This is a genomic window from Streptomyces ochraceiscleroticus, assembly GCF_000720485.1.
Taxonomy (GTDB): domain Bacteria; phylum Actinomycetota; class Actinomycetes; order Streptomycetales; family Streptomycetaceae; genus Streptomyces; species Streptomyces ochraceiscleroticus.
Genome location: NZ_JOAX01000049.1, coordinates 38926 through 64459, shown reverse-complemented (window position 1 = coordinate 64459; position 25534 = coordinate 38926). Strand labels below are relative to the sequence as shown.

At 71.7% G+C, this 25534-nt stretch carries 23 protein-coding genes, 2 tRNA genes and 1 riboswitch; of the genes, 12 read left to right on the top strand and 13 right to left on the bottom strand.

The window, feature by feature from the left end; translation table 11 throughout:
- Positions 1-150: 150 nt before the first annotated feature.
- The 5 genes from IG84_RS0136375 to IG84_RS0136355 all read left to right on the top strand — a co-directional run bounded on the left by IG84_RS0136375 (position 151) and on the right by IG84_RS0136355 (position 6675).
- On the top strand, positions 151-420 hold the full coding sequence (locus tag IG84_RS0136375) for a DUF3311 domain-containing protein (protein ID WP_078649890.1): 270 nt from the start codon (positions 151-153) through the stop codon (positions 418-420).
- Positions 421-506: 86 nt separating this feature from the next.
- On the top strand, positions 507-2123 hold the full coding sequence (mctP, locus tag IG84_RS0136370; RefSeq protein ID WP_031067451.1) for a monocarboxylate uptake permease MctP: 1617 nt from the start codon (positions 507-509) through the stop codon (positions 2121-2123).
- Between the two features lie 89 nt (positions 2124-2212).
- Entirely contained in the window at positions 2213-2737 is a 525-nt protein-coding gene (locus tag IG84_RS0136365; RefSeq protein ID WP_031067449.1) for a GNAT family N-acetyltransferase, read from the top strand.
- 140 nt (positions 2738-2877) lie between these two features.
- Positions 2878-3009, top strand: a riboswitch (cobalamin riboswitch).
- A gap of 151 nt (positions 3010-3160) precedes the next feature.
- On the top strand, positions 3161-5593 hold the full coding sequence (locus tag IG84_RS0136360) for a ribonucleoside-diphosphate reductase subunit alpha (RefSeq protein WP_031067444.1): 2433 nt from the start codon (positions 3161-3163) through the stop codon (positions 5591-5593).
- Entirely contained in the window at positions 5593-6675 is a 1083-nt protein-coding gene (locus tag IG84_RS0136355) for a ribonucleotide-diphosphate reductase subunit beta (RefSeq protein ID WP_031067438.1), read from the top strand. Before IG84_RS0136360 ends, IG84_RS0136355 begins: the two co-directional genes overlap by 1 nt.
- Before the next feature lie 108 nt (positions 6676-6783).
- Here the strand turns inward: IG84_RS0136355 and def are convergent, their stop codons facing one another.
- The 8 genes from def to IG84_RS0136315 form a co-directional block, all read right to left on the bottom strand.
- Positions 6784-7422: a peptide deformylase gene (gene def / locus IG84_RS0136350; protein ID WP_031067435.1), complete on the bottom strand. Its 639-nt coding sequence runs from the start codon at positions 7420-7422 to the stop codon at positions 6784-6786.
- Positions 7423-7538: 116 nt separating this feature from the next.
- Positions 7539-8525, bottom strand: a complete 987-nt coding sequence (locus IG84_RS0136345; RefSeq protein ID WP_031067431.1) for a tetratricopeptide repeat protein — start codon at positions 8523-8525, stop codon at positions 7539-7541.
- A 285-nt stretch (positions 8526-8810) separates the two neighbouring features.
- Entirely contained in the window at positions 8811-10055 is a 1245-nt protein-coding gene (locus tag IG84_RS0136340) for an HD-GYP domain-containing protein (RefSeq protein ID WP_037801371.1), read from the bottom strand.
- Between the two features lie 86 nt (positions 10056-10141).
- Positions 10142-11596: an HD-GYP domain-containing protein gene (locus tag IG84_RS0136335; RefSeq protein ID WP_051862844.1), complete on the bottom strand. Its 1455-nt coding sequence runs from the start codon at positions 11594-11596 to the stop codon at positions 10142-10144.
- 149 nt (positions 11597-11745) lie between these two features.
- The gene (gene rsrA, locus IG84_RS0136330) at positions 11746-12123 is read right to left on the bottom strand and encodes a mycothiol system anti-sigma-R factor (protein WP_030264255.1); all 378 of its coding nucleotides are present in this window, start codon (positions 12121-12123) and stop codon (positions 11746-11748) included.
- Positions 12120-12842: a sigma-70 family RNA polymerase sigma factor gene (locus tag IG84_RS0136325; protein WP_031067415.1), complete on the bottom strand. Its 723-nt coding sequence runs from the start codon at positions 12840-12842 to the stop codon at positions 12120-12122. The genes rsrA and IG84_RS0136325 overlap by 4 nt, the downstream gene beginning before the upstream one ends.
- 302 nt (positions 12843-13144) lie before the next feature.
- Positions 13145-13780: an alpha/beta hydrolase family protein gene (locus IG84_RS0136320; RefSeq protein ID WP_031067412.1), complete on the bottom strand. Its 636-nt coding sequence runs from the start codon at positions 13778-13780 to the stop codon at positions 13145-13147.
- Positions 13781-13827: 47 nt separating this feature from the next.
- Positions 13828-14646 carry an SOS response-associated peptidase gene (locus tag IG84_RS0136315; RefSeq protein WP_031067410.1) on the bottom strand — a complete coding sequence of 273 codons (819 nt, stop codon included), beginning with the start codon at positions 14644-14646 and terminating at the stop codon, positions 13828-13830.
- Between the two features lie 35 nt (positions 14647-14681).
- Here IG84_RS0136315 and IG84_RS0136310 point away from each other — a divergent pair, with 35 nt between their 5' ends.
- From IG84_RS0136310 to IG84_RS0136295, 4 genes are all read left to right on the top strand, one after another.
- Entirely contained in the window at positions 14682-15398 is a 717-nt protein-coding gene (locus IG84_RS0136310) for a M50 family metallopeptidase (protein ID WP_031067408.1), read from the top strand.
- Positions 15399-15496: 98 nt separating this feature from the next.
- Complete coding sequence (aroA, locus tag IG84_RS0136305) at positions 15497-16858, top strand: 3-phosphoshikimate 1-carboxyvinyltransferase (RefSeq protein WP_031067405.1); 1362 nt, start codon at positions 15497-15499, stop codon at positions 16856-16858.
- A 12-nt stretch (positions 16859-16870) separates the two neighbouring features.
- Positions 16871-17878 carry a ribosome small subunit-dependent GTPase A gene (rsgA, locus tag IG84_RS0136300; RefSeq protein WP_031067403.1) on the top strand — a complete coding sequence of 336 codons (1008 nt, stop codon included), beginning with the start codon at positions 16871-16873 and terminating at the stop codon, positions 17876-17878.
- A gap of 115 nt (positions 17879-17993) precedes the next feature.
- The gene (locus IG84_RS0136295) at positions 17994-18317 is read left to right on the top strand and encodes a DMT family transporter (RefSeq protein WP_031067401.1); all 324 of its coding nucleotides are present in this window, start codon (positions 17994-17996) and stop codon (positions 18315-18317) included.
- Positions 18318-18344: 27 nt separating this feature from the next.
- Here IG84_RS0136295 and IG84_RS0136290 read toward each other — a convergent pair whose 3' ends face one another.
- Entirely contained in the window at positions 18345-19043 is a 699-nt protein-coding gene (locus tag IG84_RS0136290; protein ID WP_031067398.1) for a TetR/AcrR family transcriptional regulator, read from the bottom strand.
- A gap of 188 nt (positions 19044-19231) precedes the next feature.
- Between IG84_RS0136290 and hisN the strand changes: the two genes are divergently transcribed.
- A complete protein-coding gene (hisN, locus tag IG84_RS0136285) occupies positions 19232-20026 on the top strand; it encodes a histidinol-phosphatase (protein ID WP_031067395.1) in 795 nt (264 codons plus the stop codon).
- Positions 20027-20241: 215 nt separating this feature from the next.
- Positions 20242-20646 carry a CBS domain-containing protein gene (locus tag IG84_RS0136280; protein WP_031067391.1) on the top strand — a complete coding sequence of 135 codons (405 nt, stop codon included), beginning with the start codon at positions 20242-20244 and terminating at the stop codon, positions 20644-20646.
- Between the two features lie 124 nt (positions 20647-20770).
- Here the strand turns inward: IG84_RS0136280 and IG84_RS0136275 are convergent, their stop codons facing one another.
- Positions 20771-22234, bottom strand: coding sequence for a catalase (locus IG84_RS0136275; protein ID WP_031067389.1), 1464 nt, complete (start codon positions 22232-22234; stop codon positions 20771-20773).
- A gap of 155 nt (positions 22235-22389) precedes the next feature.
- On the opposite strand from IG84_RS0136275, the gene IG84_RS0136270 reads away from it, so the two are divergent.
- Positions 22390-22806, top strand: a complete 417-nt coding sequence (locus tag IG84_RS0136270) for a Fur family transcriptional regulator (RefSeq protein ID WP_031067387.1) — start codon at positions 22390-22392, stop codon at positions 22804-22806.
- A gap of 413 nt (positions 22807-23219) precedes the next feature.
- On the opposite strand, the gene IG84_RS0136265 is transcribed toward IG84_RS0136270, so the two are convergent.
- From IG84_RS0136265 to IG84_RS0136255, 3 genes are all read right to left on the bottom strand, one after another.
- Positions 23220-23293: transfer RNA gene (locus tag IG84_RS0136265), tRNA-Met, on the bottom strand.
- Between the two features lie 104 nt (positions 23294-23397).
- Complete coding sequence (locus tag IG84_RS0136260) at positions 23398-25233, bottom strand: tetratricopeptide repeat protein (protein WP_211266562.1); 1836 nt, start codon at positions 25231-25233, stop codon at positions 23398-23400.
- Between the two features lie 202 nt (positions 25234-25435).
- A tRNA-Met gene (locus IG84_RS0136255) sits at positions 25436-25509 on the bottom strand.
- Between the last annotated feature and the right edge of the window lie 25 nt (positions 25510-25534).

Here is a 25534-nt window from a genome sequence, read left to right as displayed (position 1 = left end):
GTCCTCCCCCTCCTCCTCCCCGCCCTCACCCCGCCCCACCACCCAAACCGTTTCCGTACCGATATGCGGACAGCTGGTGACGGCGGGTGCTCCGCGCGCTTAGATTTCCTGGCCATTACGTATGTGATCGCCAGGGATGGAGCAGCGGATATGTCAGAGCCAGCCGAAACACCCCGTTCCGGGCCGATCGTCACGCCCACACGTGTGGTGGCCGGCCTGTGCCTGCTCGCTCCGTTCGTGGCGATGCTCTGGGTGAGTTCGTACGCGAAGGTCGAGCCGACGCTGATCGGCATCCCGTTCTTCTACTGGTACCAGATGCTGTGGGTGCTGATCTCGACGGCGCTGACGATGATCGCGTACAAGCTCGTGCAGCGTGAGCAGCGTGAGCTTCGCGCCCGTAAGGGCGGTGCGTCGAAGTGATGACCATGGCAACGAACATCCCGGCCACCGCGGCCGTCCCGGCCGTCCCGGGCGGGAACGCGCTCGCGGCGGACGCGACCGGCGGCGTGAACGGCATCGCGCTGGCCGTCTTCATCTTCTTCTTCATCGCCGTGACGGTCATGGGCTTCATGGCCGCCCGCTGGCGCAAGGCCGACCAGTCCGACAACCTCGACGAGTGGGGCCTGGGCGGCCGCAGCTTCGGCACGTGGGTGACGTGGTTCCTGCTGGGCGGCGACCTGTACACCGCGTACACCTTCGTCGCGGTGCCCGCGGCGATCTACGCGGCGGGCGCGGCGGGCTTCTTCGCCGTCCCGTACACGATCCTCGTCTACCCCCTGATCTTCACGTTCCTGCCCCGCCTGTGGTCGGTGTCGCACAAGCACGGGTACGTCACCACCTCGGACTTCGTGCGCGGCCGCTTCGGCTCCAAGGCCCTGTCGCTGGCCGTCGCGCTCACCGGCATCCTCGCCACGATGCCGTACATCGCGCTGCAACTCGTGGGCATCCAGGCGGTCCTGGACGTGCTGGGCGTCGGCGGCGGTGAGAGCACGAACTGGTTCATCAAGGACCTGCCGCTGCTGATCGCCTTCGGCGTGCTGGCCGCGTACACCTACTCCTCCGGGCTGCGCGCGCCCGCGCTGATCGCGTTCGTCAAGGACGGTCTGATCTACCTCGTCATCGCGGTGGCGATCATCTACATCCCGATCAAGCTGGGCGGCTTCGAGCACATCTTCCACACGGCGGGCGACGCCTTCGCGCAGACGAACCCGGCCACCGGGAAGCCGCGCGGCGAGCTGGCGAGCGGCCCCAACGCGCAGTGGGCGTACGGGACGCTGGCACTCGGCTCGGCGCTGGCGCTGTTCATGTACCCGCACTCGATCACGGCCACGCTCTCCTCGCGCAGCCGTAACGTGATCCGCCGCAACACCACCATCCTCCCGCTGTACTCGCTGATGCTCGGCTTCCTCGCGCTGCTGGGCTTCATGGCGATCGCGGCCGGGATCAAGGTGGAGAACGGGCAGCTCGCGATCCCGCAGCTCTTCGAGAACATGTTCCCGGACTGGTTCACGGGCGTGGCGTTCGCCGCGATCGGCATCGGCGCGCTGGTGCCCGCCGCGATCATGTCGATCGCCGCGGCGAACCTCTTCACCCGCAACATCTACAAGGACTTCCTCAAGCCGGGCGCGACGCCCGCGCAGGAGCACAAGGTCGCCAAGCTCGTGTCGCTGCTGGTGAAGGTCGGCGCGCTGGCGTTCGTCCTGACCATGGACAAGACGGTGGCGATCAACTTCCAGCTCCTGGGCGGCATCTGGATCCTGCAGACCATGCCCGCGCTGGTGGGCGGCCTGTTCACCCGCTGGTTCCACCGCTGGGCGCTGCTCGCGGGCTGGGCGGTCGGCATGGTGTACGGCACGCTCGCGGCGTACGGCGTGGCGAGCCCGACCCAGAAGCACTTCGGCGGCTCGAACGCGGCGATCCCCGGCATCGGCGAGATCGGCTACATCGGCCTCACCGCGTTCGTGCTGAACGTCCTGGTGACGGTGGTCCTGACGGTCGTTCTGCGGGCCGCGAAGGCCCCTGCCGGCATCGACGAGACCTCGCCCGAGGACTACACGGCGGACGTCGGCGACAAGGGCGTACAGCCCGACCTGCCGCCGGCCACGGCGGGCGCGGCGCACTGACGCCACTCCCCTCCGCACGACAACGGGCCGCCGGGAAATCCGGCGGCCCGTTGTCATACCCCCGGTGCACACTGGCGGTCATGGACCCCATGGATTTCGTGATCAGGCGGATACGCGCGGAGGAGCACGCACGGCTGGGCGAGATCACGGCCCAGGCGTATCTCGGTGACGGGCTGCTCACCTTCGGGGAGGGCGACAGCTATCTGCCGGAGCTGCGGAACGTGGCGCGGCGGGCCGCCGAGGCGGAGGTGCTGGTGGCCGTGGCGGACGGCGAGGTGCTGGGCGGGGTGACGTTCGTGCCGGTGGGTGGCCCGTGGGCGGACATCGCGCTGCCGGGCGAGGCGGAGTTCCGGATGCTGGCGGTCGCGAAGGAGGCACGCGGCCGCGGAGTGGGCGAGGCTTTGGTGCGCGCGTGTCTGGACCGTGCGCGGGCGACCGAGGGCTGCATACGTGTCGTGCTGTCCTCGCAGCGTTCGATGCACAGCGCGCACCGCATCTACCGGCGGCTGGGGTTCGTCCGGACGCCTGACCGCGACTGGTCCCCGGTACCGGGCCTGGGAGAACTGCTGACGTTCACCCTGGAGCCGATACCCCGGGAGTCGACCGGCAACTGACGGCCCGTGAGTGGACCGGCGGGACGGCCGGCCCGACGGGCATCTGTTGGGCGACCATCCGTGCGTACGACGGCACGCACTGCAGCACGACCGGCACCGCAGCGACACAAGATATGGGGACGCTCGCGCGAGGCGGCACAAGATGTATGCTCGTCCTCGCTGTCGCCGCAGGGGAATCCGGTGCGAATCCGGAACTGTCCCGCAACGGTGTGCTGAGTGGGCATTTTGCGCGCTCGCCGAGTCCGAGGACCTGCCGACGGTACGCCCGTTCCGTTCCGGTGCGGGCGTCGAGACGTCCGGGCTCCGTGGGTTGGGCCGGTGGACGCTGCGTGGTGTGCCCGCGTGCCCGGCAGGGCTCCGGCGCGGCTGCCCGTACGCCTCCGTCGCCCCTCCCCGGCCCCAGCCGAGTGAGGAGAGCACAAGGTGACCATCGCGCCAGCGGAGTCAGCACAAGAGGCGCAGACGGCGCAGACGGTGCAGCCGGCACAGGAGGCGCGGCCGGCGACCGCGCAGGCCCAGGACGGCCCCGGTACCGCCCTGCTGCGCACCCTGACCGACCTCACCGCCGACCTGCCGGCCACCGATCCGGGCAAGGTCGCCGCGGCCGCGCTGCGCGGCCGGCACGCCGGCTCGGACGAGGCGGAGCTGCGCGAGCTGGCGATGGAGGCCGCGGCCGGGCTGATCGGCGACGAGCCGCAGTACTCCAAGCTGGCCGCCCGCCTGCTGACGGCCGCGATCGCCGAGGAGGCCGCGAGCCAGGGCGCGACGGGCTTCGCCGCCTCGGTCGCCACGGGTCACCGCGAGGGCCTGATCGCCGACGGCACCGCGGAGTTCGTCCGCACCCACGCCGCCCGGCTCGACGCCCTCGTCGAGGAGGCCCTCGCGGACGGCGCCGACGACCGCTTCGGCTACTTCGGCCTGCGCACGGTCTACTCCCGCTACCTCCTCCGGCACCCGCTCACCCGCAAGGTCATCGAGACCCCGCAGCACTTCCTGCTGCGCGTGGCCTGCGGCCTGGCCGAGGACCACTCGGACCACGCCGTCCAGGACGTCGCCGCGCTCTACGCGCTGACCAGCACGCTCTCCTACCTGCCCTCCTCCCCCACGCTCTTCAACTCCGGCACCCGCCACCCGCAGATGTCCTCCTGCTACCTGCTGGACTCGCCGCTGGACGAGCTGGACTCGATCTACGACCGGTACCACCAGGTCGCGCGCCTCTCGAAGCACGCGGGCGGCATCGGCCTCTCGTACTCCCGCGTGCGCGCCCGCGGTTCGCTGATCCGCGGCACCAACGGGCACTCCAACGGCATCGTCCCGTTCCTGCGGACCCTCGACGCGAGTGTCGCCGCAGTGAACCAGGGCGGCCGGCGCAAGGGCGCGGCCTGCGTCTACCTGGAGACCTGGCACGCGGACATCGAGGAGTTCCTCGAGCTGCGCGACAACACCGGTGAGGAGGCGCGGCGTACGCACAACCTCAACATCGCGCACTGGATCCCGGACGAGTTCATGCGCCGGGTCGAGTCGGACGGGGACTGGTCGCTGTTCTCCCCGGCGGACGCGCCGGAGCTGGTGGACCTGTGGGGCGCGGAGTTCGACGCCGCGTACCGGAAGGCCGAGGCCGAGGGGAAGGCCGTCAAGGCGGTCCCGGCCCGGACGCTGTACGCGCGGATGATGCGAACCCTCGCGCAGACCGGCAACGGCTGGATGACCTTCAAGGACGCCGCCAACCGCACCGCGAACCAGACCGCCGAGCCCGGCCGGGTCGTCCACTCCTCCAACCTCTGCACGGAGATCCTGGAGGTCACCGACGACAGCGAGACGGCCGTCTGCAACCTCGGCTCCGTCAACCTCGCCGCGCACCTGGGCGCCGACGGCGAGATGGACTGGGAGCGGCTGGACGCCACCGTCCGTACCGCCGTCACCTTCCTCGACCGCGTGGTGGACATCAACTTCTACCCGACCGAGCAGGCCGGCGCGTCCAACTCCCGCTGGCGCCCGGTGGGTCTGGGCCTCATGGGCCTCCAGGACGTGTTCTTCCGCCTCCGTCTGCCGTTCGACTCCCCCGAGGCCCGCGAGCTGTCCACCCGCATCTCCGAGCGGATCATGCTCGCCGCGTACGAGGCGTCCGCCGACCTCGCCGAGCGGCACGGCCCGCACCCGAACTGGTCCGCGACCCGCACCGCCCGCGGCGTCCTGCACCCCGACCACTACCCCGACGCGGAGCCCCGCTGGGCCGACCGCTGGGCCGCGCTGCGCACCCGTATCGCGGCGACCGGGATGCGAAACTCACTCCTTCTGGCGATCGCGCCCACCGCGACCATCGCCTCCATCGCGGGCGTGTACGAGTGCATCGAGCCGCAGGTCTCCAACCTCTTCAAGCGCGAGACGCTGAGCGGGGAGTTCCTGCAGGTCAACGCGTACCTGATCGAGGAGCTCAAGGCTCTTGGGCTGTGGGACGCGCGCACCCGTGAGGCGCTGCGCGAGGCCAACGGCTCGGTCCAGGACGTCCCCTGGATCCCCGAGGAGATCCGCGCGCTGTACCGCACGGCGTGGGAGGTCCCGCAGCGCGCGCTGATCGACATGGCCGCCGACCGCACGCCGTACCTGGACCAGAGCCAGTCCCTGAACCTCTTCATGGCGGCGCCGACCATCGGCAAGCTCAGCTCGATGTACGCGTACGCCTGGAAGCGCGGCATCAAGACCACGTACTACCTGCGGTCGCGCCCGGCGACCCGGATCGCGCAGTCGGCGCGCGGCACGGCCGCCGCCACCGCCCCCGTACCCCAGCAGGCATCCGACCCCGAGGCGATCGCCTGCTCCCTGGAAAACCCCGAGTCCTGCGAGGCATGCCAGTAATGTCCCACCCGTCGCCCGACCACCGCCCCTCATCGACGGCGCTGCGCGCCGGCACCACCGTCTCCGAGACGACGAAGACGACGAAGAACCTCCTCGACCCGGGCTTCGAACTGACCCTGCGGCCCATGCGGTACCCGGACTTCTACGACCGCTACCGTGACGCGATCAAGAACACCTGGACCGTGGAGGAGGTCGACCTCCACTCCGACGTGGCCGACCTCGCCAAGCTCTCGCCGGGCGAGCAGCACCTGATCGGCCGCCTGGTCGCCTTCTTCGCGACCGGCGACTCGATCGTGTCCAACAACCTCGTGCTCACGCTGTACAAGCACATCAACTCCCCCGAGGCACGGCTGTACCTGAGCCGTCAGCTCTTCGAGGAGGCCGTGCACGTCCAGTTCTACCTGACGCTGCTGGACACCTATCTGCCCGACCCGGACGACCGCGCGGCCGCCTTCGCCGCCGTCGAGAACATCCCCTCCATCCGCGAGAAGGCGCAGTTCTGCTTCCGCTGGATGGACTCCGTCGAGAAGATCGACCGGCTGGAGACCAAGGCCGACCGCCGCCGTTTCCTGCTGAACCTGATCTGCTTCGCGGCCTGCATCGAGGGGCTGTTCTTCTACGGCGCGTTCGCGTACGTGTACTGGTTCCGCTCCCGGGGCCTGCTGCACGGCCTGGCAACGGGGACGAACTGGGTCTTTCGCGACGAAACGATGCACATGGAGTTCGCGTTCTCGGTCGTGGACACGGTCCGCGAGGAGGAGCCGGACCTCTTCGACGCGGAGCTTGAACAGCAGGTCACCGACATGCTGAAGGAGGCAGTCGAGGCGGAACTGCAGTTCGCCCACGATCTGTGCGGCGACGGCCTGCCCGGCATGAACACCGCGTCGATGCGGGAGTACCTGCAGTGCGTCGCCGACCAGCGCCTGCAGCGGCTCGGCTTCGCACCCGTGTACGGCTCGGAGAACCCGTTCTCCTTCATGGAGCTGCAGAACGTCCAGGAGCTGACCAACTTCTTCGAGCGCCGCGCCTCCGCGTACCAGGTCGCCGTCGAGGGCTCGGTCTCCTTCGACGACGACTTCTAGAGCAGCACCGCGCACAGAAAATCCCCGCGCCCCGACAGGGGCGCGGGGAACTGCGCGATCAACCCCGACGGCGTCGCATCCGACAACGCGCCGCCAGGAGGCACCGTCTCAGTCGTTGGCGACCACGGGGTACCGCGGCGTCCCCTCGGCCATCTGCTTCAGGACATCCTTGCGGTCGCGCTTGGAGAGGCGGTCGATGTAGAGGTAGCCGTAGAGGTGGTCGGTCTCGTGCTGGAGGCAGCGGGCGAAGTAGCCGGTGCCCTCGACGGCGATGTCGTTGCCCTTGATGTCCTGGCCGCGTACCACCGCGTAGTCCGGCCGGGCGAGCTCGGCGTACGCGCCGGGGACCGACAGGCAGCCCTCGTTGGAGTCGTCCAGGACCCGGCGGGCGGCCGGCAGCTCGTCCAGGACCGGGTTGCAGACCACGCCGACGTGGCGTACGCCCTGGTCGTCCATGCAGTCGTAGACGAAGACCTTCAGGTCGACGCCGATCTGGTTGGCGGCCAGGCCCACGCCCTCGGCGGTGCGCTGGGAGGCGAACATGTCATCGACGAGCTGGGCGAGCTTGTCGTCGAACTCCGTGACGTCCTTGCACTCCTTGTGCAGGACGGGGTTGCCGACCACGGTGATCGGGCGGGAGGTGCCGCGCTCGCGGTACGCCTTCTCGCGCGCGTCCGCGTCGGTCACGTCATCGATGAACTCGGTGTCCACCTGCTGGTCGCCGTCCTGATCAATCTGCTGCGCCATGTCCGCCGCACGCCTTCCGCGATGTTCCGCAAAGATTCTTCTTAGCTGCCCGTACAGGGTACGGGGGCCCGCCGGGCGCCCGCCGACCACCGGCCGCCGGGGAAGCCGGTGGGAACTCAGCAGACCTCTTCGAGGTCCCGCCACTCGCGGGTGTCCGGGCTGTCCGCCACCCAGCCGTCCAGCAGGCCGCGCACCAGCCCGGCGGGCGCGGCGATGCCGCACTCGCGCTCGGGCACCCACAGGGAGCCGGAGCCGGCTGTGCGGTGTCCGAGCGGGCCCGGATGGCCGGGCTCGCTGTGGTCGTGCGGGTCCAGGTGCTCGCCCTCGCCCTCGTCGCTGGGCATCCGGCTCTCGGAGCAGGTGCGGCACAGCAGGCGGACGGAGGAGGACCAGTCCTCGGCGGCGTACCCGGCGTCCGCTGCCAGTCGCTCCAGGGCGTCCCGGTCGGCCTCGCCGGCGGCCTCCAGGAGGACGACCCAGGTGGGCACCGGCGAGGGCGCCCACAGCTCGATCTCGTCGAAGACGGGGTAGGAGGGCCCGGCCGTGGTCGTGCGCTCGCCGTGCGGGACGCCGTCGTGGAGGACGACCTCGCCCCAGCGGCGCCCGGAGGACGGCAGCGGGATGGAGAGCACCTCGATGCGGGCGGGGTCCAGCCGGCGGCCCCAGACGACCTCGGCCTCGCCCTCGGGCGAGAGGCGGACCGCGGCGCTGCCGAGCTGCATGCCGCGCGGCTCCCCGGAGGGCGCGCCCTCGCCGGGCACGTGCAGGCCGTACGCCTGCCAGGCGCGGCGGGCCAGCGGCCAGTCCTGCAGGGCGGTGGCCGCGATGCCCACGTTCCACCAGTCGGGGGCCCCGGCCTCGCGCTCCAGCAGGGCGACGGCGCGCAGTCCGGCGGTGCGCGCCTGCTCCCAGTCGTGCCGGAATTTGTGCAGCAGGGCGAGGTTGAACCAGGACTCCGACAGCCACGGCTCCATGTCGGCGGCGCGGGTGAGCAGCGCTCCCGCGTCCTCGTAACGGCCGTCGCCGATCAGCGTGAAAGCGCGGTCGGTCGCCTGCCGCCACGAGGCGGAGGGCCGGTGCCGTACCTTGCCGAAGATCTTCACGATTCCCGCCTGCCGATTGCTTCCTTGGTGCCGTCCGGCGGACGGCCGAGGGCTCACTCGACAACCTGCCACAGTTTGCCGCCGGGCTCAGCCCGATGACCGGCGCCCCCTGCTGCTCCTTGCCTCGCGAAGCCCCCTGGGCCCCGCTCCCCGGGGCCTCCTTCGCATCCAACCATGCCCATATCCGAGGCCGCTCATTACCCATCGGTTCTTTGACCTTGAACCGGTACCCCGATACATGACGGCTACCCCTGTGGGCACCGCGCACACGGCGGGAAGGGCCGGTCAGGCCGGGCCGAGGGGCCGGGAGAGCACTCGGGCGAGGGCCTCCACCACACGGGGTTCGAAGTCCTGTGCGGTCGACAGGCGCAGCCTTTCCAGGGCGCGCAGCGTGCCTCCGGGGCCGCCGTCGCCGCCCGCGAGGTCGTCGTAGGCGTTCACGGTGCGCACGATGCGGGCGGGCAGCGGCTGCTCCCGGAAGGGATCGGCCTGCCGCTCGACGATCACGGCCACCTCGGCGGGTACCCCGGTCTGGCGGACGACGGCGCCGCCGAGCAGGGCGATCCTGCGCTGTTCGGCGGACGGCAGCCCTGCGGTGGCGCCGCCGGTCACCGGGTCGACCAGGGAGAGCTGTCCGATGTCGTGCATCAGGGCCGCGTACTCCAGGACGTTCAAGTCGGCCTCTCCGAGGCCCAGTTCCCGGCCGACGGCGCGGCTGAGGACGGCGACCCGGCGGGCGTGGCCGGGCGGGGTGTAGCCGGCGATCTCGGTGGCGCGGGCTAGGGAGGCGATGGTCTGCCGGTACGTGGCGCGGACGGCGGCGTAGCGACGGAAGGAGAACTGGGTGAGGAGGAGCGGCAGACAGAAGACGGGCAGTGCCCAGAGCCCGGCGACGGCCGTGGCCAGCGCGATGACCAGGCCCGATGCGCAGATCGCCGAGCCGATGCCCAGCAGTGAGCGCAGCTCGTCGCGGAGGAGGGGGCCGTACGGCCAGCCGGTACGGGCCCTGGCCAGGGCCGCGGCGAGCACGGCGTCGCACAGGGCGGTGAGCACGAGGATGCCGAGGAGGTAGCAGGTGTAGTACGTGCCGTCGCCGATCCAGGCGGCCAGCCGGCCGGTGTTGTACAGGGGCTGGAAGCAGGTCGCGGCGAAGCCGACGGTCAGGACGCGGCGGGCGATGTGGTCCAGGGCCGGGCCCCTGCCGAGCGCCACATGGGGAACGAGGCCGATGAGCCCTGCCGCGACGACGACGGCGACGGTCTGCAGGACGCCGTGCGAGGTGGGCCGCCCGGCGACCTCGCCGAGCAGGGCGTAGGCCAGAGCTCCGGCGACGCCGAGCGGGGCGCTCTCGCGGTCGCCGGGCAGCGCGCCGGCGCCGCCGCGCGCGGGCGGCCCCGCGCCCCAGCGGGCCAGCTCGCCGACCGCTATCAGGGCGCCGAAGGCGAGCGCGATGCCGGGGTCGGTGAGGCCGTGCCAGAGGGTGTGGCCCAGCGCGAGGCAGGCGAGGGCGCCGGCCGCGGCGTGGACCAGGGCGACGGCGCGGGGGGTGCCGGTGCGGTGCGGGACGGGGGGCGGGTCGGCGTGGTCCGCCGCGGCCGTCCGCGGCGCGGCGCCGCTCACCGCTCGCCCTTGGCGGCGCCGGGGTGCGGCGTCACGGCCGTTCCGGGCAGCGCTGTGGTACCGGGTGGGGGTACGGCAGCCGGGGCCGGGCGCCTGCGGAGGGGGACGCCCGCGCGCCGGGGCGGCGGCAGGGCGGGCCCGTCGGCGCCCGCGGTGACGACCTCGGGCTGCCAGCCGTGCCGGGCGAGCGCGGCGACCAGGGCGCGGACCATGCGCGGGTCGAGCTGGGCGCCCGCGCTGCGGCGCAGCTCGGCGACGGCGGCGGCGACCGGGCGGGCGCGGCGGTAGGAGCGGGTGGAGGTCATCGCGTCGAAGGCGTCGGCGACGGCGACCACCCGGGCGAATTCGGGGATCTCGCGCCCCCGGAGGCCGTAGGGGTAGCCCTTGCCGTCCATGCGTTCGTGGTGGTGCAGGATCGCGGCCCTGGCCTCGCCGAGGAAGCCGATGCCGCGGACGATTTCGTGGCCGTACTCCGGGTGCAGCTCGATGACGCGGCGCTCTTCGGAGGTGAGCGGGCCGTCCTTCCGGAGCAGCCGGGTGGGCACGCCGAGCTTGCCGACGTCGTGCAGGATGCCGGCGAAGCGCAGTACTTCGAGGCGGTCCTCGGCCATGCCCAGCTCGCGGGCGATCATCACCGAGGCGCGGCCGACGCGTTCGCTGTGGCCGCGGGTGTAGCGGTCCTTGAGGTCGACGGCCTGGACGAGGGCGCGGATGGTGGCCTGATGCGCCGCGCGCTCGCGGTGGTACTGCGCGAAGACCCAGCAGGAGATGTACATGGGCAGCAGGACGAGGAGAGCGGCGGCGGGCCCGTAGGAGCTGCGCCAGAGGACGGCCATCATCAGCCCGGCCAAACCGTGCACCAGGTGCGGGGCGAGCGAGCGGAGCAGCAGGCCGCGCCAGGCGGTGCGCGGCGCGTGCCGCTCGGCGGCGACCAGGACGCCGCCGTCCAGGACGGCCAGGACGGCGCAGAAGGCGGTGGTGGCGGCCGCGGCGGGCAGCAGCGCATAGGGGAATTCGGGGGCGAGGACGGCGCGGCTGCCGCCCGCGCCGAAGACCTGGGCGGCGGCCCAGGCGGCCAGGGCGAGTTCTGCGGCGTGCCAGACGCGGCGGGCAGCGGGCGAGCGCTCCGCGGTACCGGAGAGGAGCGCGCCCGGCAGAGCCACCAGGGCGGCAGCGGCGGGCGGCAGCAGGAAGACCCCGGCGAGCAGCACGGGGCAGCCCCATCGGGGCGGCATGCCGTCGCCGTGCGCCGGCGCGCCGCCGGCCGGGGCACGGCCGCCGGTCAGCGGGCAGTTGCGCATCCGCTCGCAGGCCGCGTAGAGCACGGCGAGCAGGGCCACGGTGGGCCAGGGGGTGCCCGCGGCGGGCAGGGCGGCGGGGGCGGCACAGCCGACCGCCGCCAGGACAGCACATCCGATGTACGCGTACGCGCCCATGGGCAGCTGCCGCATGGCGCCCTCCTCCCCGTACCGAGCGATGTCGCTTCAGGTGCGGTGAGCTTAGAAGGCGTGGGCGGCGCGTGCGGGCGCATCCGGGGATTGGGTGGGGCTCTTCAGCCTGCCCTCACCCGATGGAGTGACCCGGCGCGTTGTCGGGCGCGTTATTCGGCGCGCGCCGCCTCGGTGCGTGCATCGGTTTCGGTCGGTCCGGCCTGGTGCCCGGGGCCCTCGGCAGCGGCCGATTCCTGCGCCTGTTCGAGCACGCTCTTCTCGGGCACGGCCTCGCCGGACCGGATCAGCTCGATCCGCCCCATGACCTTCGAGCGCAGGTCGGTGGGGACGTCGTCGTGGCCGCAGCAGCGCTTGACGAGCTTCTTGACGGCCTGTTCGAGGCCGTACTTCTCCAGGCAGGGCGAGCACTCGTCGAAGTGCTCCTCGAACTTCGTGCACTCCCCGTCCGGCATCTCGCGGTCGAGATACTCGTACAGGTGGTCAAGGACCTCGGAGCAGTCCGTCTCGTGCGGGTCTCCGCAGCTCATGATGTGGAGCCTTTCCGATCGTGCGGCTGCTTTCCCGAAGCAGCCGCAGCACCCGCCCCGGCCGGGACCAGCCCGCGGTCACGGGCGTAGTCCTCGAGCATGCCGCGCAACTGGCGGCGGCCACGGTGCAGGCGGGACATCACCGTGCCGATGGGGGTTCCCATGATGTCGGCGATCTCCTTGTACGCAAACCCCTCCACGTCCGCGAGGTATACCGCTATACGGAATTCCTCGGGGATCGCCTGGAGGGCTTCCTTCACGTCCGAATCGGGCAGGTGGTCCAGCGCCTGCGACTCGGCGGAGCGCAGGCCCGTGGACATGTGCGACTCGGCGCGCGCGAGCTGCCAGTCCTCGATCTCCTCGGCCGCGCTGCGCTGCGGCTCCCGCTGCTTCTTGCGGTAGGAGTTGATGAAGGTGTTGGTCAGGATGCGGTACAGCCACGCCTTGAGGTTGGTGCCCTCGCGGAACTGGTGGAAGGACGCGTACGCCTTGGCGTACGTCTCCTGCACCAGGTCCTCCGCGTCCGCCGGATTACGCGTCATGCGCAGCGCGGCGGAGTACATCTGGTCCAGGAACGTGAGCGCGTCGCGCTCGAAGCGCGCATTGCGCTCGGCCTCCGACTCGCCCTTCGTCTCCGTGCGGGCAGCCTCCGGCTCGCCCTCGTTACGTGCTTGTGCCGTGCCGTCGGTCCCTGCGTCGGTACCGCTGACCGGACCCACCTCCTCCAACACCGTGCCGGATCCGGTTGCGGATCCGCTCGAATCGGAGAATAGACGACGATCCCGTACCACCGCCGCTCCAGCCGTGACGTGGTGCCCCGCGTGGAGCTGTGCCGGATCCGGCACCGTCCAGCCGGTGCCCTGCGGTCGGGCCGGGCATGCGATCCCCATGCGGTGGACTCCCATTCCTCGTGCGTACCAGTACGTACCTGCCTACGCACCGGACAACAGGGCGGGGGCGCCGCGCATTCCCGCGCCTCTTCAGAGGCAGCGCGCCGGCCTCTGCGGAGACGCCGCGCCGGTCAGTCGGGCAGCCCGACGAGCCACTCGGCGGCCGCCTCCACGATCAGCATCAGCGCCTCGTCCTGGCTGATCGGGGCCTTCTTCGGTACGGCGAAACCATGATCGGCGTGCGGTACCTCGACGATCCCGGTGCCCTCGGGGAACTCCTCGGGGCGCCCGAAGGGGTCGCGGCCGCCCTGGATCACCAGGGTGGGCACGCCGGCGCCGGTGAGCTCGTCGGCGCGGGACTTCTCCGGCTTGCCCGGCGGGTGCAGCGGGAAGCTGAGGGCGAGCACGGCGTGCGCGCCGAGCTCACGCGCCGTACGGCAGGCCACCCGCGCCCCCGCGCTGCGCCCGCCCGCGACGACCGGCAGCCCGGGCTTCCGCAGCGCGGGCCACAGCGCCGTCCAGCCCGTGTCCAGGGTCTTCGGCGCGGGCGCCAGCTTCTTGCCCGCCACCCGCCAGGGCTGCTCGACGAGCGCGACCGTGACGCCGCGCTCCGGGAGCGCCGCGGCCAGCGCCGCCAGGTCCCGTGCCTCGATGCCGCCGCCCGCGCCGTGGCTCACGGCGAGCACCGTGCGCGCCGTGCCCTGGGCATGGTGCCAGGTGATCCGGGCCTCGCCCGCCGGTGTGCCGACCGTCTCGCTCTCACTCATGGGGCCATCCTGCCCCCGGCGGCCGCGCCCACGGAGGCGGGGCACGGTCAGAAGAGCGTTTCCTCCTCCGGCGCCGCCAGCTCCTTCACCAGCTCGGGGCTGTTGTTGCGGACGTTGCTGACCTCCGTGGAGACGGGGTAGGCCCGCATCATTCCGGCGGGCGGCTGCGCGAGCAGCTCGCGCAGCTCCTCGATGTCCGTGGTGGCCGGGTCCAGCCAGGCGTCCCAGCGGTCCGGCGGGAGGACCAGCGGCATCCGGGGGTGGATGTCGGCGAGCGACTGCGGGCCCGCTTCACCGGAGGCGCCGGCCAGCGGCGTGGTCTCGGCGGCCGTGGTGACCACCGAGCAGGTCGCCCACCACGCCTGCGGGTGGTCCGGCGGCAGCGTGGGGTCGCGCCAGAACTCGTACAGCCCGGCCATCGCCATCACCGCGCCGTCGGCCGGCGTGACGAAGTACGGCTGCTTGCGGGGGCGCTTCTTCCGCCCCTGCTCCTCGAGCTGCCGCTCCCCCACGCCGGTCACCCACTCGAAATAGCCGTCGCCGGGGAGCAGGCAGCGGCGGGCGGCGAAGGGCTTCTTGAAGGACGGCTTCTCGTGGACCGTCTCCGCCCTGGCGTTGATCATCTTCACGCCGACGTCGGGTGATTTCGCCCACGACGGGACCAGGCCCCACTTCAGAGGCCGGAGCTGGCGAACCGGCCGCCGGTCCTCAGCGTCTTTGACGGGGCGTTCGAGCACCGCGTAGACGTTCTTGGTGGGGGCGACATTCCAGTCGGGTGCCAGGGTTTCCTCGGGCTCCCACTTCTCGACCTCGAAGATCCCCACCAGATCCTCGGGCCGCCTGCTCGCCGCATACCGTCCGCACATGTATGCCACAGTGCCATGGCACAGCAAGGGGAGAGATGGACACCGAGCACATCACCGACGTATGGGACCGGGTTTTCGCCACACAGCCCGATCCGTCGTTCTGGCTGGTCGTGGCTACGGCCGTGGTCGCACTGGCGGTGATGCTCCCCTACAGCGCCTGGCGGATATCCCGTAATGCCATCACGATCGCGCACGAGGGCGGGCACGGCCTCGTGGCCCTGCTGACCGGCCGGAAGCTGGACGGCATCCGTCTGCACTCGGACACCTCCGGGCTGACCGTGAGCCGCGGCAAGCCGCACGGCCTCGGCATGGTCCTGACCGCCGCGGCCGGCTACACCGCGCCCTCGCTGCTCGGCCTGGCCGGTGCCGCGCTGCTCGCCGCCGGCCACATCACGGCCCTGCTGTGGGGCGCGACGGCCCTGCTGCTCGCGATGCTGATCATGACGCGGAACGCATACGGCGTCCTCACCGTGGTACTCGCTGGTGCCGCGTTCTTCCTGGTCTCCTGGCTGACCACCGCGGAGGTGCAGGCGGCGTTCGCGTACGCGGTGGTGTGGTTCCTGCTGCTGGGCGGGGTCCGGCCGCCGTTCGAGATCCAGGGGAAGCGCAGACGCTCCGGAGGTCGGGTGGACTCCGACCCGGACCAGCTCGCCCGGCTGACGAACGTGCCGGCGGCGGTCTGGCTCGGCTTCTTCCACCTGGTGGCACTCTGCTCGCTGTTCGGCGGCGGCCGGTGGCTGCTGGAGCTGTGAGACATACGCGGCTCCGCTTTACCAGTGCCATGTTTCGTACAGGTTGCACCCCATTTGATCAAGATCCGCACCCCTGGTGAGCCATTAAAGTGAGCTACATGACCGAGAGCCCCGCACACTCCGCCCTCTGGCCGGCCCCCACCGCTTCCGGAGCGGTCGACGCGACCGTCACCGTGCCCGGCTCCAAGTCGGTCACCAACCGCGGCCTGGTCCTGGCCGCGCTCTCCTCCGAGCCCGGCTGGCTGCGCCGCCCGCTGCGCTCCCGCGACACCCTCCTGATGGCCCAGGCGCTGCGCACGATGGGCGTGGGCATCGAGGAGACCATCTCCTCCAACTCCTCCCCCGCCGGCGAGCCGGACGGCACCGGCGAGGCGTGGCGCGTGATCCCCGCCGGGCTGCACGGCCCCACCACCGTCGACGTCGGCAACGCCGGCACGGTCATGCGCTTCCTGCCGCCGGTCGCGGCGCTGGCCGACGGCCCGGTCCGCTTCGACGGCGACCCGCGGTCGTACGAGCGTCCGCTGGGCGGCGTCATCGAGGGGCTGCGCGCCCTCGGCGCCCGCATCGACGACGACAAGCGCGGCGCCCTCCCGATGACGGTGCACGGCAAGGGCGGCCTGGACGGCGGCCGGGTCGAGATCGACGCGTCCTCCTCCTCGCAGTTCGTCAGCGCCCTGCTGCTGTCCGCGCCGCGCTTCAACCAGGGCGTGGAGGTACGGCACGTGGGCGCCACGCTGCCGTCCATGCCGCACATCCGGATGACCGTGGACATGCTGCGAGCGGTCGGCGCCCAGGTGGACACCCCCGAGTCCGGCGGCGAGCCGAACGTCTGGCGGGTCACCCCGGGCGCGCTGCTCGGCCGCGACCTGGTCGTCGAGCCGGATCTGTCCAACGCGCAGCCGTTCCTGGCCGCCGCGCTGATCACCGGCGGCCGGGTCACGATCCCGGACTGGCCCGAGCACACCACTCAGCCGGGTGACGCGCTGCGCGAGATCTTCACCGAAATGGGCGGTTCCTGCGAGCTGACCGAGCAGGGGCTGACCTTCAAGGGCAGCGGCCGCGTGCACGGCATCGACATCGACCTGAGCGAGGTCGGCGAGCTGACCCCGGGCATCGCGGCGGTCGCGGCCCTCGCGGACTCCGAGTCCGTGCTGCGCGGCGTCGCCCACCTGCGGCTGCACGAGACCGACCGGCTCGCGGCGCTCACCAAGGAGATCAACGGCCTCGGTGGCGACGTCACCGAGACCGCCGACGGCCTGCACATCCGGCCGCGCCCGCTGCACGGCGGCGTCTTCCACACGTACGACGACCACCGCATGGCCACCGCCGGCGCGCTGCTCGGCCTGGCCGTCAAGGGTGTCGAGGTGGAGAACGTCGCGACCACGGCCAAGACCCTGCCCGACTTCCCCGAGATGTGGACGGACATGCTCAGCCCGGCGGCCCCCGCCCGGAGAGCTTGAGAGTCCGCCCCGATGCGCCGCTACGGCAAGAACCCCGACGAGGACGACGTCCGGGTCCGCCCGAACCGCAAGGGCAACCGTCCGCGTACGAACATCCGCCCGAAGCACGAGGACGCCAGCGAGGGCCTGGTCCTCACGGTCGACCGCGGCCGCATCACGTGCCTGATCGAGGACCGCACGGTCACCGCGATGAAGGCACGTGAGCTGGGCCGCAAGAGCGTGGTGGTCGGCGACCGGGTCATGGTCGTCGGCGACCTCACCGGCGCCAAGGACACCCTCGCCCGCATCGTGCGGGTCCAGCCGCGCACGTCCGTGCTGCGGCGCACGGCCGACGACGACGATCCGTTCGAGCGCGTGGTGGTCGCCAACGCCGACCAGCTCGCGATCGTCACCGCGCTCGCCGACCCCGAGCCGCGGCCCCGGCTGATCGACCGCTGCCTGGTCGCGGCGTACGACGCGGGCCTTACGCCGCTGCTCGTGCTCACCAAGTCGGACCTGGCGTCACCGGACACGCTGCTGGAGTCCTACGGCGCGCTGGGCGTCCCGTACGTCGTCACCAACCGCGACGAGCTGACCGACGGCGCCGCGGCCGACCGGGTGCGCGAGCGGCTGACCGACCGGATCACGGCCTTCGTCGGCCACTCCGGCGTGGGCAAGACCACGCTGGTCAACTCCCTGGTACCGGCGCGGAAGCGGGCCACCGGACACGTCAACGCGGTCACCGGGCGCGGCCGGCACACGACGACCTCGGCACTGGCCCTGCCGCTGCCGGACGACCGGGGCTGGGTGATCGACACGCCCGGCGTGCGGTCGTTCGGACTGCACCACGTCGATCCCTCGCGGGTCATCCAGGCCTTCCCCGACCTGGTACCGGGCACGGAAGGGTGCCCGCGCGCCTGCAGCCACGACGAGGCGGAGTGTGCGCTGGACCAATGGGTGGCCGACGGGCACGCCGACCCGGCCCGGCTCTACTCGCTGCGCCGGCTGCTGGCCACGCGGGAGCGGCGCGAGGGCGACTGACGGATCGAGGGAGCGGCGCGGGCGATGCACGAAGGTGGCTGCCGCGAGCCCTTGGTAACTGCATAATCACATCAGGACAGGGCGAAGCGGTCACCGAACCGACGGAGGCAAACTGATGGCGTGGCTGCTCGTCGTGGTGGCGGGACTTCTGGAGACGGGCTTCGCGGTGTGTCTGAAGCTCTCGCACGGCTTCACGCGGCTCTGGCCCACGATCGCCTTCTGCGCCTTCGCACTCGGCAGCTTCGGGCTGCTGACTCTTTCGCTGAAGAAGCTGGACGTGGGCCCGGCGTACGCGGTGTGGACCGGGCTCGGCGCGGCCGGCACGGCGGTGTACGGCATGGTCTTCCTCGGTGACGTGGTGTCGACCTTGAAGATCGTCTCGATCACGCTGGTCATCGCCGGCGCGATCGGACTCCAGTTCTCGGGCTCGGCGCACTGATTCCCGGCCCCGACGGCTACTTACCGGTCAATGCGCGGCCTGATGGCGCGGCAGGCCCGCGAACGCGCTGCGGACGAGCCGCCCGACCTCCTCGGGATCGGCGGGCGCGACCACGCAGGACAGCGTGAGCCGGACCGCCGTCGTGCACGCCGTGCCCAGCTCGGTCAGCTCCTCCTTGGGCCAGTCCGCCTCCAGCGCGGCCACCGCCCGGTCACTGAACCGGCCGACCAGCTCGCTCGGCCCGGGCAGCGGCGCCTCGACGGGCGGCGGCACCACGGGGAAGCCCGTGCGGGGTCCGGGCACCGGCAGCGGGAGCGACTGGTCGGCGGGCGAGGGCAGCCGCTCGTTCCAGCAGCCGGTCAGCACGGCCCGTACGAGGGGGTTGGCGCGGGCGGTACGCAGCGTCCAGTCGGCCGCCGCGGCCAGCCTGGCCTGGGCTTCTTCGGGCAGGGACGAGGGGCGCGCGGCCTCCTCGGCGGGCGGGCCGGCGGCGGGGGAACCGCCGGCGGGCCGGGCCAGGATGCGCTCCACGCCCGCCAGATAGCCCTCGGTCTCGCGGCGCACCAGGGCGCGCGCGAGCCCCTGTTTGCTGCCGAACTCGTTGTAGAGGGTCTGCCGGGAGACCCCTGCCGCGGCCGCGACATCGACCATCCGGACGCCTGCCCAGGGCCGTACTTCGAGCGCCGCGTAGGCGGCGTCCAGTAAGGAATCACGCGCTGCGGGCATCGTTGCCTCCCAGGCCGTAGTGCCCATATGGCCGGTGTGCGCACAGAATTGACGCCCCGCCAGGTGGTGTCAAGGGTCCGGACCAAAGGACTGCCGACGGGTGCGGAAGGGATTTCCGGAAGCCGCCACGTTCCGCGGCGACCGCGGGATTTTCCATGCTCAGGTACCGGGAAAGATAGTGTTCGCACATGGCCGACTACCACGATGATCTCCGTCTCGCCCACGTCCTCGCGGACGCCGCGGACGCCGCGACCATGGAACGGTTCAAGGCGCTCGACCTGAAGGTCGAGACCAAACCGGACATGACCCCGGTGAGCGAGGCGGACAAGGCGGCCGAAGAGCTCATCCGCGGCCACCTCGCACGTGCCCGGCCGCGGGACGCGGTGCTCGGCGAGGAGTTCGGCTCCGAAGGGTCGGGGCCGCGCCGCTGGATCGTCGACCCGATCGACGGCACGAAGAACTATGTGCGCGGGGTGCCCGTGTGGGCCACCCTGATCGCCCTGATGGAGCGCGGCGAGGGCGGGGACCGTCCGGTCGTCGGCGTGGTCTCCGCGCCCGCGCTGCACCGCCGCTGGTGGGCCGCAGAGGGGCTGGGCGCCTACACCGGCCGCAGCCTGACCTCAGCCCAGCGTCTCCAGGTGTCGAGCGTCGGGCGCATCCAGGACGCGTCGTTCGCCTACTCCTCGCTCACCGGCTGGGAGGAGCGCGGCACGCTGGGCGGCTTCCTGGACCTGTCACGGGAGGTCTGGCGGACCCGCGCGTACGGCGACTTCTGGCCCTACATGATGGTGGCCGAGGGCTCCGTGGACATCTGCGCCGAGCCGGAGCTGTCGCTGTGGGACATGGCGGCCTGCGCCGTCGTCGTACAGGAGGCCGGCGGGCGCTTCACGGGCCTGGACGGGGCCCCGGGCCCGCACAGCGGCAACGCGGCGGCCTCCAACGGCCTGCTGCACGAGGACCTGCTGACCTACCTTCGGGACTGAGCCCCGCCCCGCGATCACTCCCGCGAGTTTTCAAACGGCGCCTTGGGGCGCGTGACCGGGAGACCGGCCCTCACGCGCCCCTTGTCGCACGCCATGGGGCATGTGAACATGAGCATCCCCCCGCTTGTGCATTTGTGAAATTTTTCTCCAGGCGCTTCCGGCGCCGGGAATTCCCCTGCGGGGTCTCACCAAGGAGGTGGCTCCACTCCATGCCCATGTACGTCCGCGACGCCATGAGCACGGTGGTCCTCACCATCGGGCCCGCACATACTCTCCGGCAGGCAGCACACCTGATGGCGGCACGGCGCGTCGGCGCGGCCGTCGTCCTGGACGCCGACGCCGGCGGCCTCGGCATCCTCACCGAGCGCGACATCCTCAATTCCCTCGGCGCCGGGGAGAATCCCGACCGCGAGACCGCACAGACCCACACCACCACGGACGTGGTCTTCGCCGCGCCGGAGTGGACCCTGGACGAGGCCGCCACCGCGATGGTGCACGGCGGCTTCCGTCACTTGATCGTCCTGGACGACCGGGAGCCGGTGGGCGTGGTGTCCGTACGCGACATCATGCGCTGCCGCTCGGCGGCCCGGGAACGGGCGGCGACCGCCGTACCGGCCTGATCCGCGGCGGGCCGTTGCGCCGGCCCGCAGATACGCCGAGGAGGCCGGCCGCCCGAGGGCAGCCGGCCTCCTCTGTCCGGGGTGAAGGGGCCCCGGACGACGCGGTCCGTGCAGTGGTGACCGGTCAGCCGCGCAGGGCCTGGACCGCGGCCTCCAGTCGCTTGCCGTAGTCCGCGTCCGCCTTGCGGAAGTTCTCGATGGCGCGCTGCGCGATGTCATCGCGCGAGACCTTCGAGATGAAGCCCGCGAGGTTGTCGACCAGGCGGTCCTTCTCGTCCTCCGACATCAGGCGGTAGAGGTTGCCCGCCTGCACGAAGTCGTCGTCCTCGGCGTGCTGGGCCGCCTCGGCCTCACCGGTGGCACCGGAGACGGGCAGCGGCTGCCACAGCGCGCGGCCGGTCTCGGCCGGGCCGCCGAAGCTGTTCGGCTCGTAGTTCTTCTGGCCGCCGTGCCGGCCGTCGTACAGCGCGCCGTCCCGGCCGTGGCTGCGCGCCTCGGTGGCGTGCGGGCGGTTCACCGGCAGGTGGTCGGCGTTGATGCCGACGCGGTAGCGGTGGGCGTCGCCGTACGCGAAGAGACGGCCCTGCAGCATCTTGTCGGGCGAGGGGCCGATGCCCGGCACGAAGTGGTGCGGGGAGAAGATCGACTGCTCGACCTCGGCGAAGATGTTCTGCGGGTTGCGGTTCAGCTCCAGCTTGCCGATCTCGATGACCGGGTAGTCCGCCTTCGGCCAGACCTTGGTCAGGTCGAACGGGTTGAAGCGGTAGTTGGCGGCCTCGGCGGCGGGCATGATCTGCACGCCGACGGTCCAGCTCGGGAAGTCGCCGCGCTCGATGGACTCGCGCAGGTCCCGCTGGTGGCTGTCGGGGTCCTCACCGGCGAGCTTGTTGGCCTCGTCCGTGGTGAGGCACTTGATGCCCTGGTCGGTCTTGAAGTGGTACTTGACCCAGAAGACCTCGCCGGCCTCGTTGTTCCACTGGAACGTGTGCGAGCCGAAGCCGTCCATGTGGCGGTAGGACGCGGGGATGCCGCGGTCGCCGAACAGCCAGGTCACCTGGTGGGTCGACTCCGGGCTCAGACCCCAGAAGTCCCAGACGTTGTCCGCCTCCTGCGAGCCGGTGTACGGGTCGCGCTTCTGGGTGTGGATGAAGTCCGGGAACTTGATGGCGTCCTTGATGAAGAACACCGGGGTGTTGTTCCCGACGAGGTCGTAGTTGCCCTCTTCGGTGTAGAACTTCAGCGCGAAGCCGCGGGGGTCACGCACCGCGTCCGCCGCGCCGAGATTGCCCGCGACGGTCGAGAAGCGGAGGAAGGTCTCGGTCTGCTTGCCGACCTCGGAGAGGAACTTCGCGCGGGTGTACTTCGTCACGTCCGCGGTCACGGTGAACGTGCCGTACGCACCGGCGCCGCGGGCGTGCACGATCCGCTCCGGGATGCGCTCACGGTTGAAGTGCGCCAGCTTCTCGATCAGGAGCTGGTCCTGGATCAGGCCGGGGCCGCCGATGCCGGCCGTCTCGCTGTTCTGGTTGTCCGCGACCGGAGCACCGGTCTCCGTGGTCAGCGGTCCGGTGGTGCTCTCTACCGACACGTGCGCCTCCTGTGTAAATACCTGCCCTTGGCTTGCGCCGAACCCGATCCTACATTGGACAATGTCTAAGTCAAGAAGGATGAGAAATCCGTACCCGATCCGGTCATGGACCACCACTGGTACCCTGGCTCATATCTGACTGATGGGTGATTGGCATGAGTGACCTGCTCGAACGACTCCGGGGACGCGGCTGGCGGCTGACCGCGCAGCGCCGCGTCGTCGCCGAGGTCCTGGACGGGGACCACGTCCACTACACCGCCGACGAGGTGCACGCGCGGGCGTCCGAGCGCCTGCCGGAGATCTCCCGCGCCACGGTCTACAACACGCTCGGCGAGCTCGTCCTGCTCGGCGAGGTGCTGGAGGTCAGCACGGACGGCCGGGCGAAGCGGTACGACCCCAACGCCCACCACGACCATCACCACCTCGTCTGCTCGCAGTGCGGCACGATCCGTGACGTGCACATCTCGAGCGACCCGTTGAGCGCCCTGCCCGAGCCGGAACGATTCGGCTTCGAGGTCTCGGAGGTCTCGGTGACCTACCGCGGCACGTGCCCGAACTGCGCCCGCGCCTGATCCGCACGTCACCACGGCACCTCCCCGCCCCTCCGCTCCGCTTTGCCGATCATTGCAGCCCGCCGCGTTTCGCGGCGGGCTTTTCGGCAGCCGGGCGATCGGAGCGCGCTACTTCGGCATGTCGCGCACGCCTTTTCGGTACACTGCGCGCGCTTCTCCGGCGTACGGCGCATACCGCTTCCGGTTTTTGACGGCCCGTCATATCGCTTTTCGTGCCACGCCGCACGACTGCCGCTCGGTGATCATGTACCCGATGGGCCGTTCCTTGGCCCGGCACGGCGTCCGTACGGACTCCGCTCCTCGGACGTGCTGACCGCGCTGACCGGCGGCGGCGGTCAGCCACCGGCCATGACCCCACTCCGCACGCATGACGAAGGCCCGGATCCTCAAGGATCCGGGCCTTCGTCTTTTAGTAGCGGGGACAGGATTTGAACCTGCGACCTCTGGGTTATGAGCCCAGCGAGCTACCGAGCTGCTCCACCCCGCGCCGTTGTGTTCACAACTCTAACCCCAAGCCGACGACCAGCGCAAATCCGTGCCCGCGGCCCTGCGCACCGGCGTCCGGCCGGCCCCTCGGGGGCCGGCCGGAACTCATGCGCTCAGCTCCTCCTTGAGGGCGTCCCGCAGCCGGGCGGCACGCTGGGTGACCTCCGGCGGCCCCAGCTCCACCGCCCGCGTGCACCACCGCTCACTCTCTGCGAGCGCGCCCCGGCGGGCCGCCAGCAGCGCGAGGCGCAGCGCCGCGCGCCCGTGCCCGGCCTCGGCGGCGCGCGTCCACCACAGGGCGGCCTCCGGGAGGCTGCCCTCGCGGGCCAGCAGCAGCCCGAGGTTGAAGGCCGCGTTGCGGCTGCCGGCCTCGGCCGCCGCGCGGTACCAGTCGGCGGCCGCCACGGCGTCACCCTTGGACGCGGCGAGCATGCCCATCCGCACCTGGGCACCGCGGTGCCCCTGCCCGGCGGCACGCTCGTACCACTCCTCGCTCTCGCCGCCGGACTCCTCCGGGCCGCTGGCCTCGCGGTCCAGCAGCGCGGCGAGCCGGTAGGCCGCCTCGGTGCTGCCCCCTTCCGCCGCCGCGCGCAGATGCCGCTCGGCGTCCTGCCACTCGCCGTCCCGCAGCAGGGACAGGGCCGCCTGGAGTGCGGCCTCCGTGTGCCCGGCCTCGGCGGCCCGCTCGTACCACCTGCGGGAGGTGCGCTCGGCGCCCCGGCCCGCGTGCAGGATGCCGAGGTTGAACGCCGCGTCCACGCTGCCCGCTTCGGCCGCCTTGGAGAACCACGGCTCGGCACCGGACGCGTCGCCGCGCTGCAGCAGAAGGACAGCGAGCGCGTTGGACGCCTCCCGGTGGCCCGCGTAGGCGGCCCGGCGGTACCACTGCTCGCTGCGGCCGTCGCGGCCCTGCTGGGCGCAGAGCAGGCCGATGTTGTACGCGCCGTTGACGTCGCCGGCCTCCAGCGCGGCCCGGTACCAGCGCTCGGCGGTCTGCAGCTCGCCGCGGTCGGCGTGCAGCGCCCCGAGGGCGTTGGCGGCGTTGCCGTCGCCGTCCTGGGCCGCCCGGCGCCACCACTCCGCCGCGCTCTCCTCGTCGCCCGCGTCCTTCAGGAGGAAGCCGAGCGCGCACGCGGCGCGCGGCTCGCCGTCCTTGGCCGCAATGAGGTACCAGCGCCCGGCCTCCTTGAGCTCGCCGCGCTCCTCCAGGAGCGTGCCGAGGTGCAGCGCGGCCCGGCGGTGCCCGCGGGCCGCGGCCTGGCGGTACCACTGCTCGGCGGCGGCGCGCGGCTCCGCGTGCTCGCCGTACGCGGTGCCGTCGGCCTCCCGCTCGTCCAGGATGCGCGCGAGGCGGTACGCCGCCTCACGGTGGCCGCGCTCCGCGGCGGCCACGAACCACTGCTCGGCGCCCTCTTCGCCCCGGTGGTCGAGCAGGTCGGCCAGCGCGTAGGCGCCCAGGCAGTGGCCGGACTCGGCGGCCTGGCGCAGCCAGTACTCGGCGGCGGGCTCGTCGCCGCGCTCGCGGTAGTGCCGGCCCAGCGCGTGCGCCGCGGCGGCGGATCCGGCGACGGCGGCGATGCGCCACCAGCCGGCCGCCTCGTCGGCGTATCCGCGCTGGTGCAGCAGGACTCCGAGGTTGTTGGCGGCGGCCCGGTCGCCCGCGACGGTGGCGGCGCGCAGGCACGGTTCGGCGCCGTCCAGATCACCGCGGCGCAGCAGCATCGCGCCGAGCATGCTCGCTGCCGCCGGGTCGCCCGCGGCGGCGGCCTGTCGGTGGCCCACCTCGTCCATGGCCTCGGTCGCCTCGGGCGACTCCGTGGCGTCGGCCGCATCGGCCGCGTCCCGCGCGGGCGGCGGCAGCTCGGATTCGCGCCCGTCGTCGGGCGCATGCACAAACGGTCCTGTCTCCAACAACCTTGCCTTGTCCCCCATAAGGGCCATCGTCGCACCACCCGAAGCCCGGGTACACCTGGTATACCGCGCCAGTGAGGTCACTACAGCGTTTTGTCGACTTCCCGACACGACGACATGCCAAACGCTCAGGACACCAGTCTCCCCAATGCGGGTGGTTTAACGCGCACATATGTGACGCCACGCATGACGAAGGCCCGGATCCAAGAGGATCCGGGCCTTCACCTTGCAGTAGCGGGGACAGGATTTGAACCTGCGACCTCTGGGTTATGAGCCCAGCGAGCTACCGAGCTGCTCCACCCCGCGCCGTTGTGTATTTAAGGTACCACGG

Coding starts and splice junctions, on each gene's coding strand:
- IG84_RS0136375 (WP_078649890.1), top strand. CDS start 151: ATGTCAGAGCCAGCCGAAACACCCCGTTCCGGGCCGATCGTCACGCCC.
- IG84_RS0136310 (WP_031067408.1), top strand. CDS start 14,682: ATGGACACCGAGCACATCACCGACGTATGGGACCGGGTTTTCGCCACA.
- hisN (WP_031067395.1), top strand. CDS start 19,232: ATGGCCGACTACCACGATGATCTCCGTCTCGCCCACGTCCTCGCGGAC.
- IG84_RS0136290 (WP_031067398.1), bottom strand. CDS start 19,043: ATGCCCGCAGCGCGTGATTCCTTACTGGACGCCGCCTACGCGGCGCTC.
- IG84_RS0136295 (WP_031067401.1), top strand. CDS start 17,994: ATGGCGTGGCTGCTCGTCGTGGTGGCGGGACTTCTGGAGACGGGCTTC.
- IG84_RS0136365 (WP_031067449.1), top strand. CDS start 2,213: ATGGATTTCGTGATCAGGCGGATACGCGCGGAGGAGCACGCACGGCTG.
- IG84_RS0136355 (WP_031067438.1), top strand. CDS start 5,593: ATGTCCCACCCGTCGCCCGACCACCGCCCCTCATCGACGGCGCTGCGC.
- rsrA (WP_030264255.1), bottom strand. CDS start 12,123: ATGAGCTGCGGAGACCCGCACGAGACGGACTGCTCCGAGGTCCTTGAC.
- IG84_RS0136260 (WP_211266562.1), bottom strand. CDS start 25,233: ATGGCCCTTATGGGGGACAAGGCAAGGTTGTTGGAGACAGGACCGTTT.
- IG84_RS0136270 (WP_031067387.1), top strand. CDS start 22,390: ATGAGTGACCTGCTCGAACGACTCCGGGGACGCGGCTGGCGGCTGACC.
- def (WP_031067435.1), bottom strand. CDS start 7,422: ATGGCGCAGCAGATTGATCAGGACGGCGACCAGCAGGTGGACACCGAG.
- IG84_RS0136320 (WP_031067412.1), bottom strand. CDS start 13,780: ATGAGTGAGAGCGAGACGGTCGGCACACCGGCGGGCGAGGCCCGGATC.
- IG84_RS0136335 (WP_051862844.1), bottom strand. CDS start 11,596: ATGCGGCAGCTGCCCATGGGCGCGTACGCGTACATCGGATGTGCTGTC.
- aroA (WP_031067405.1), top strand. CDS start 15,497: ATGACCGAGAGCCCCGCACACTCCGCCCTCTGGCCGGCCCCCACCGCT.
- IG84_RS0136315 (WP_031067410.1), bottom strand. CDS start 14,646: ATGTGCGGACGGTATGCGGCGAGCAGGCGGCCCGAGGATCTGGTGGGG.
- IG84_RS0136280 (WP_031067391.1), top strand. CDS start 20,242: ATGTACGTCCGCGACGCCATGAGCACGGTGGTCCTCACCATCGGGCCC.
- rsgA (WP_031067403.1), top strand. CDS start 16,871: ATGCGCCGCTACGGCAAGAACCCCGACGAGGACGACGTCCGGGTCCGC.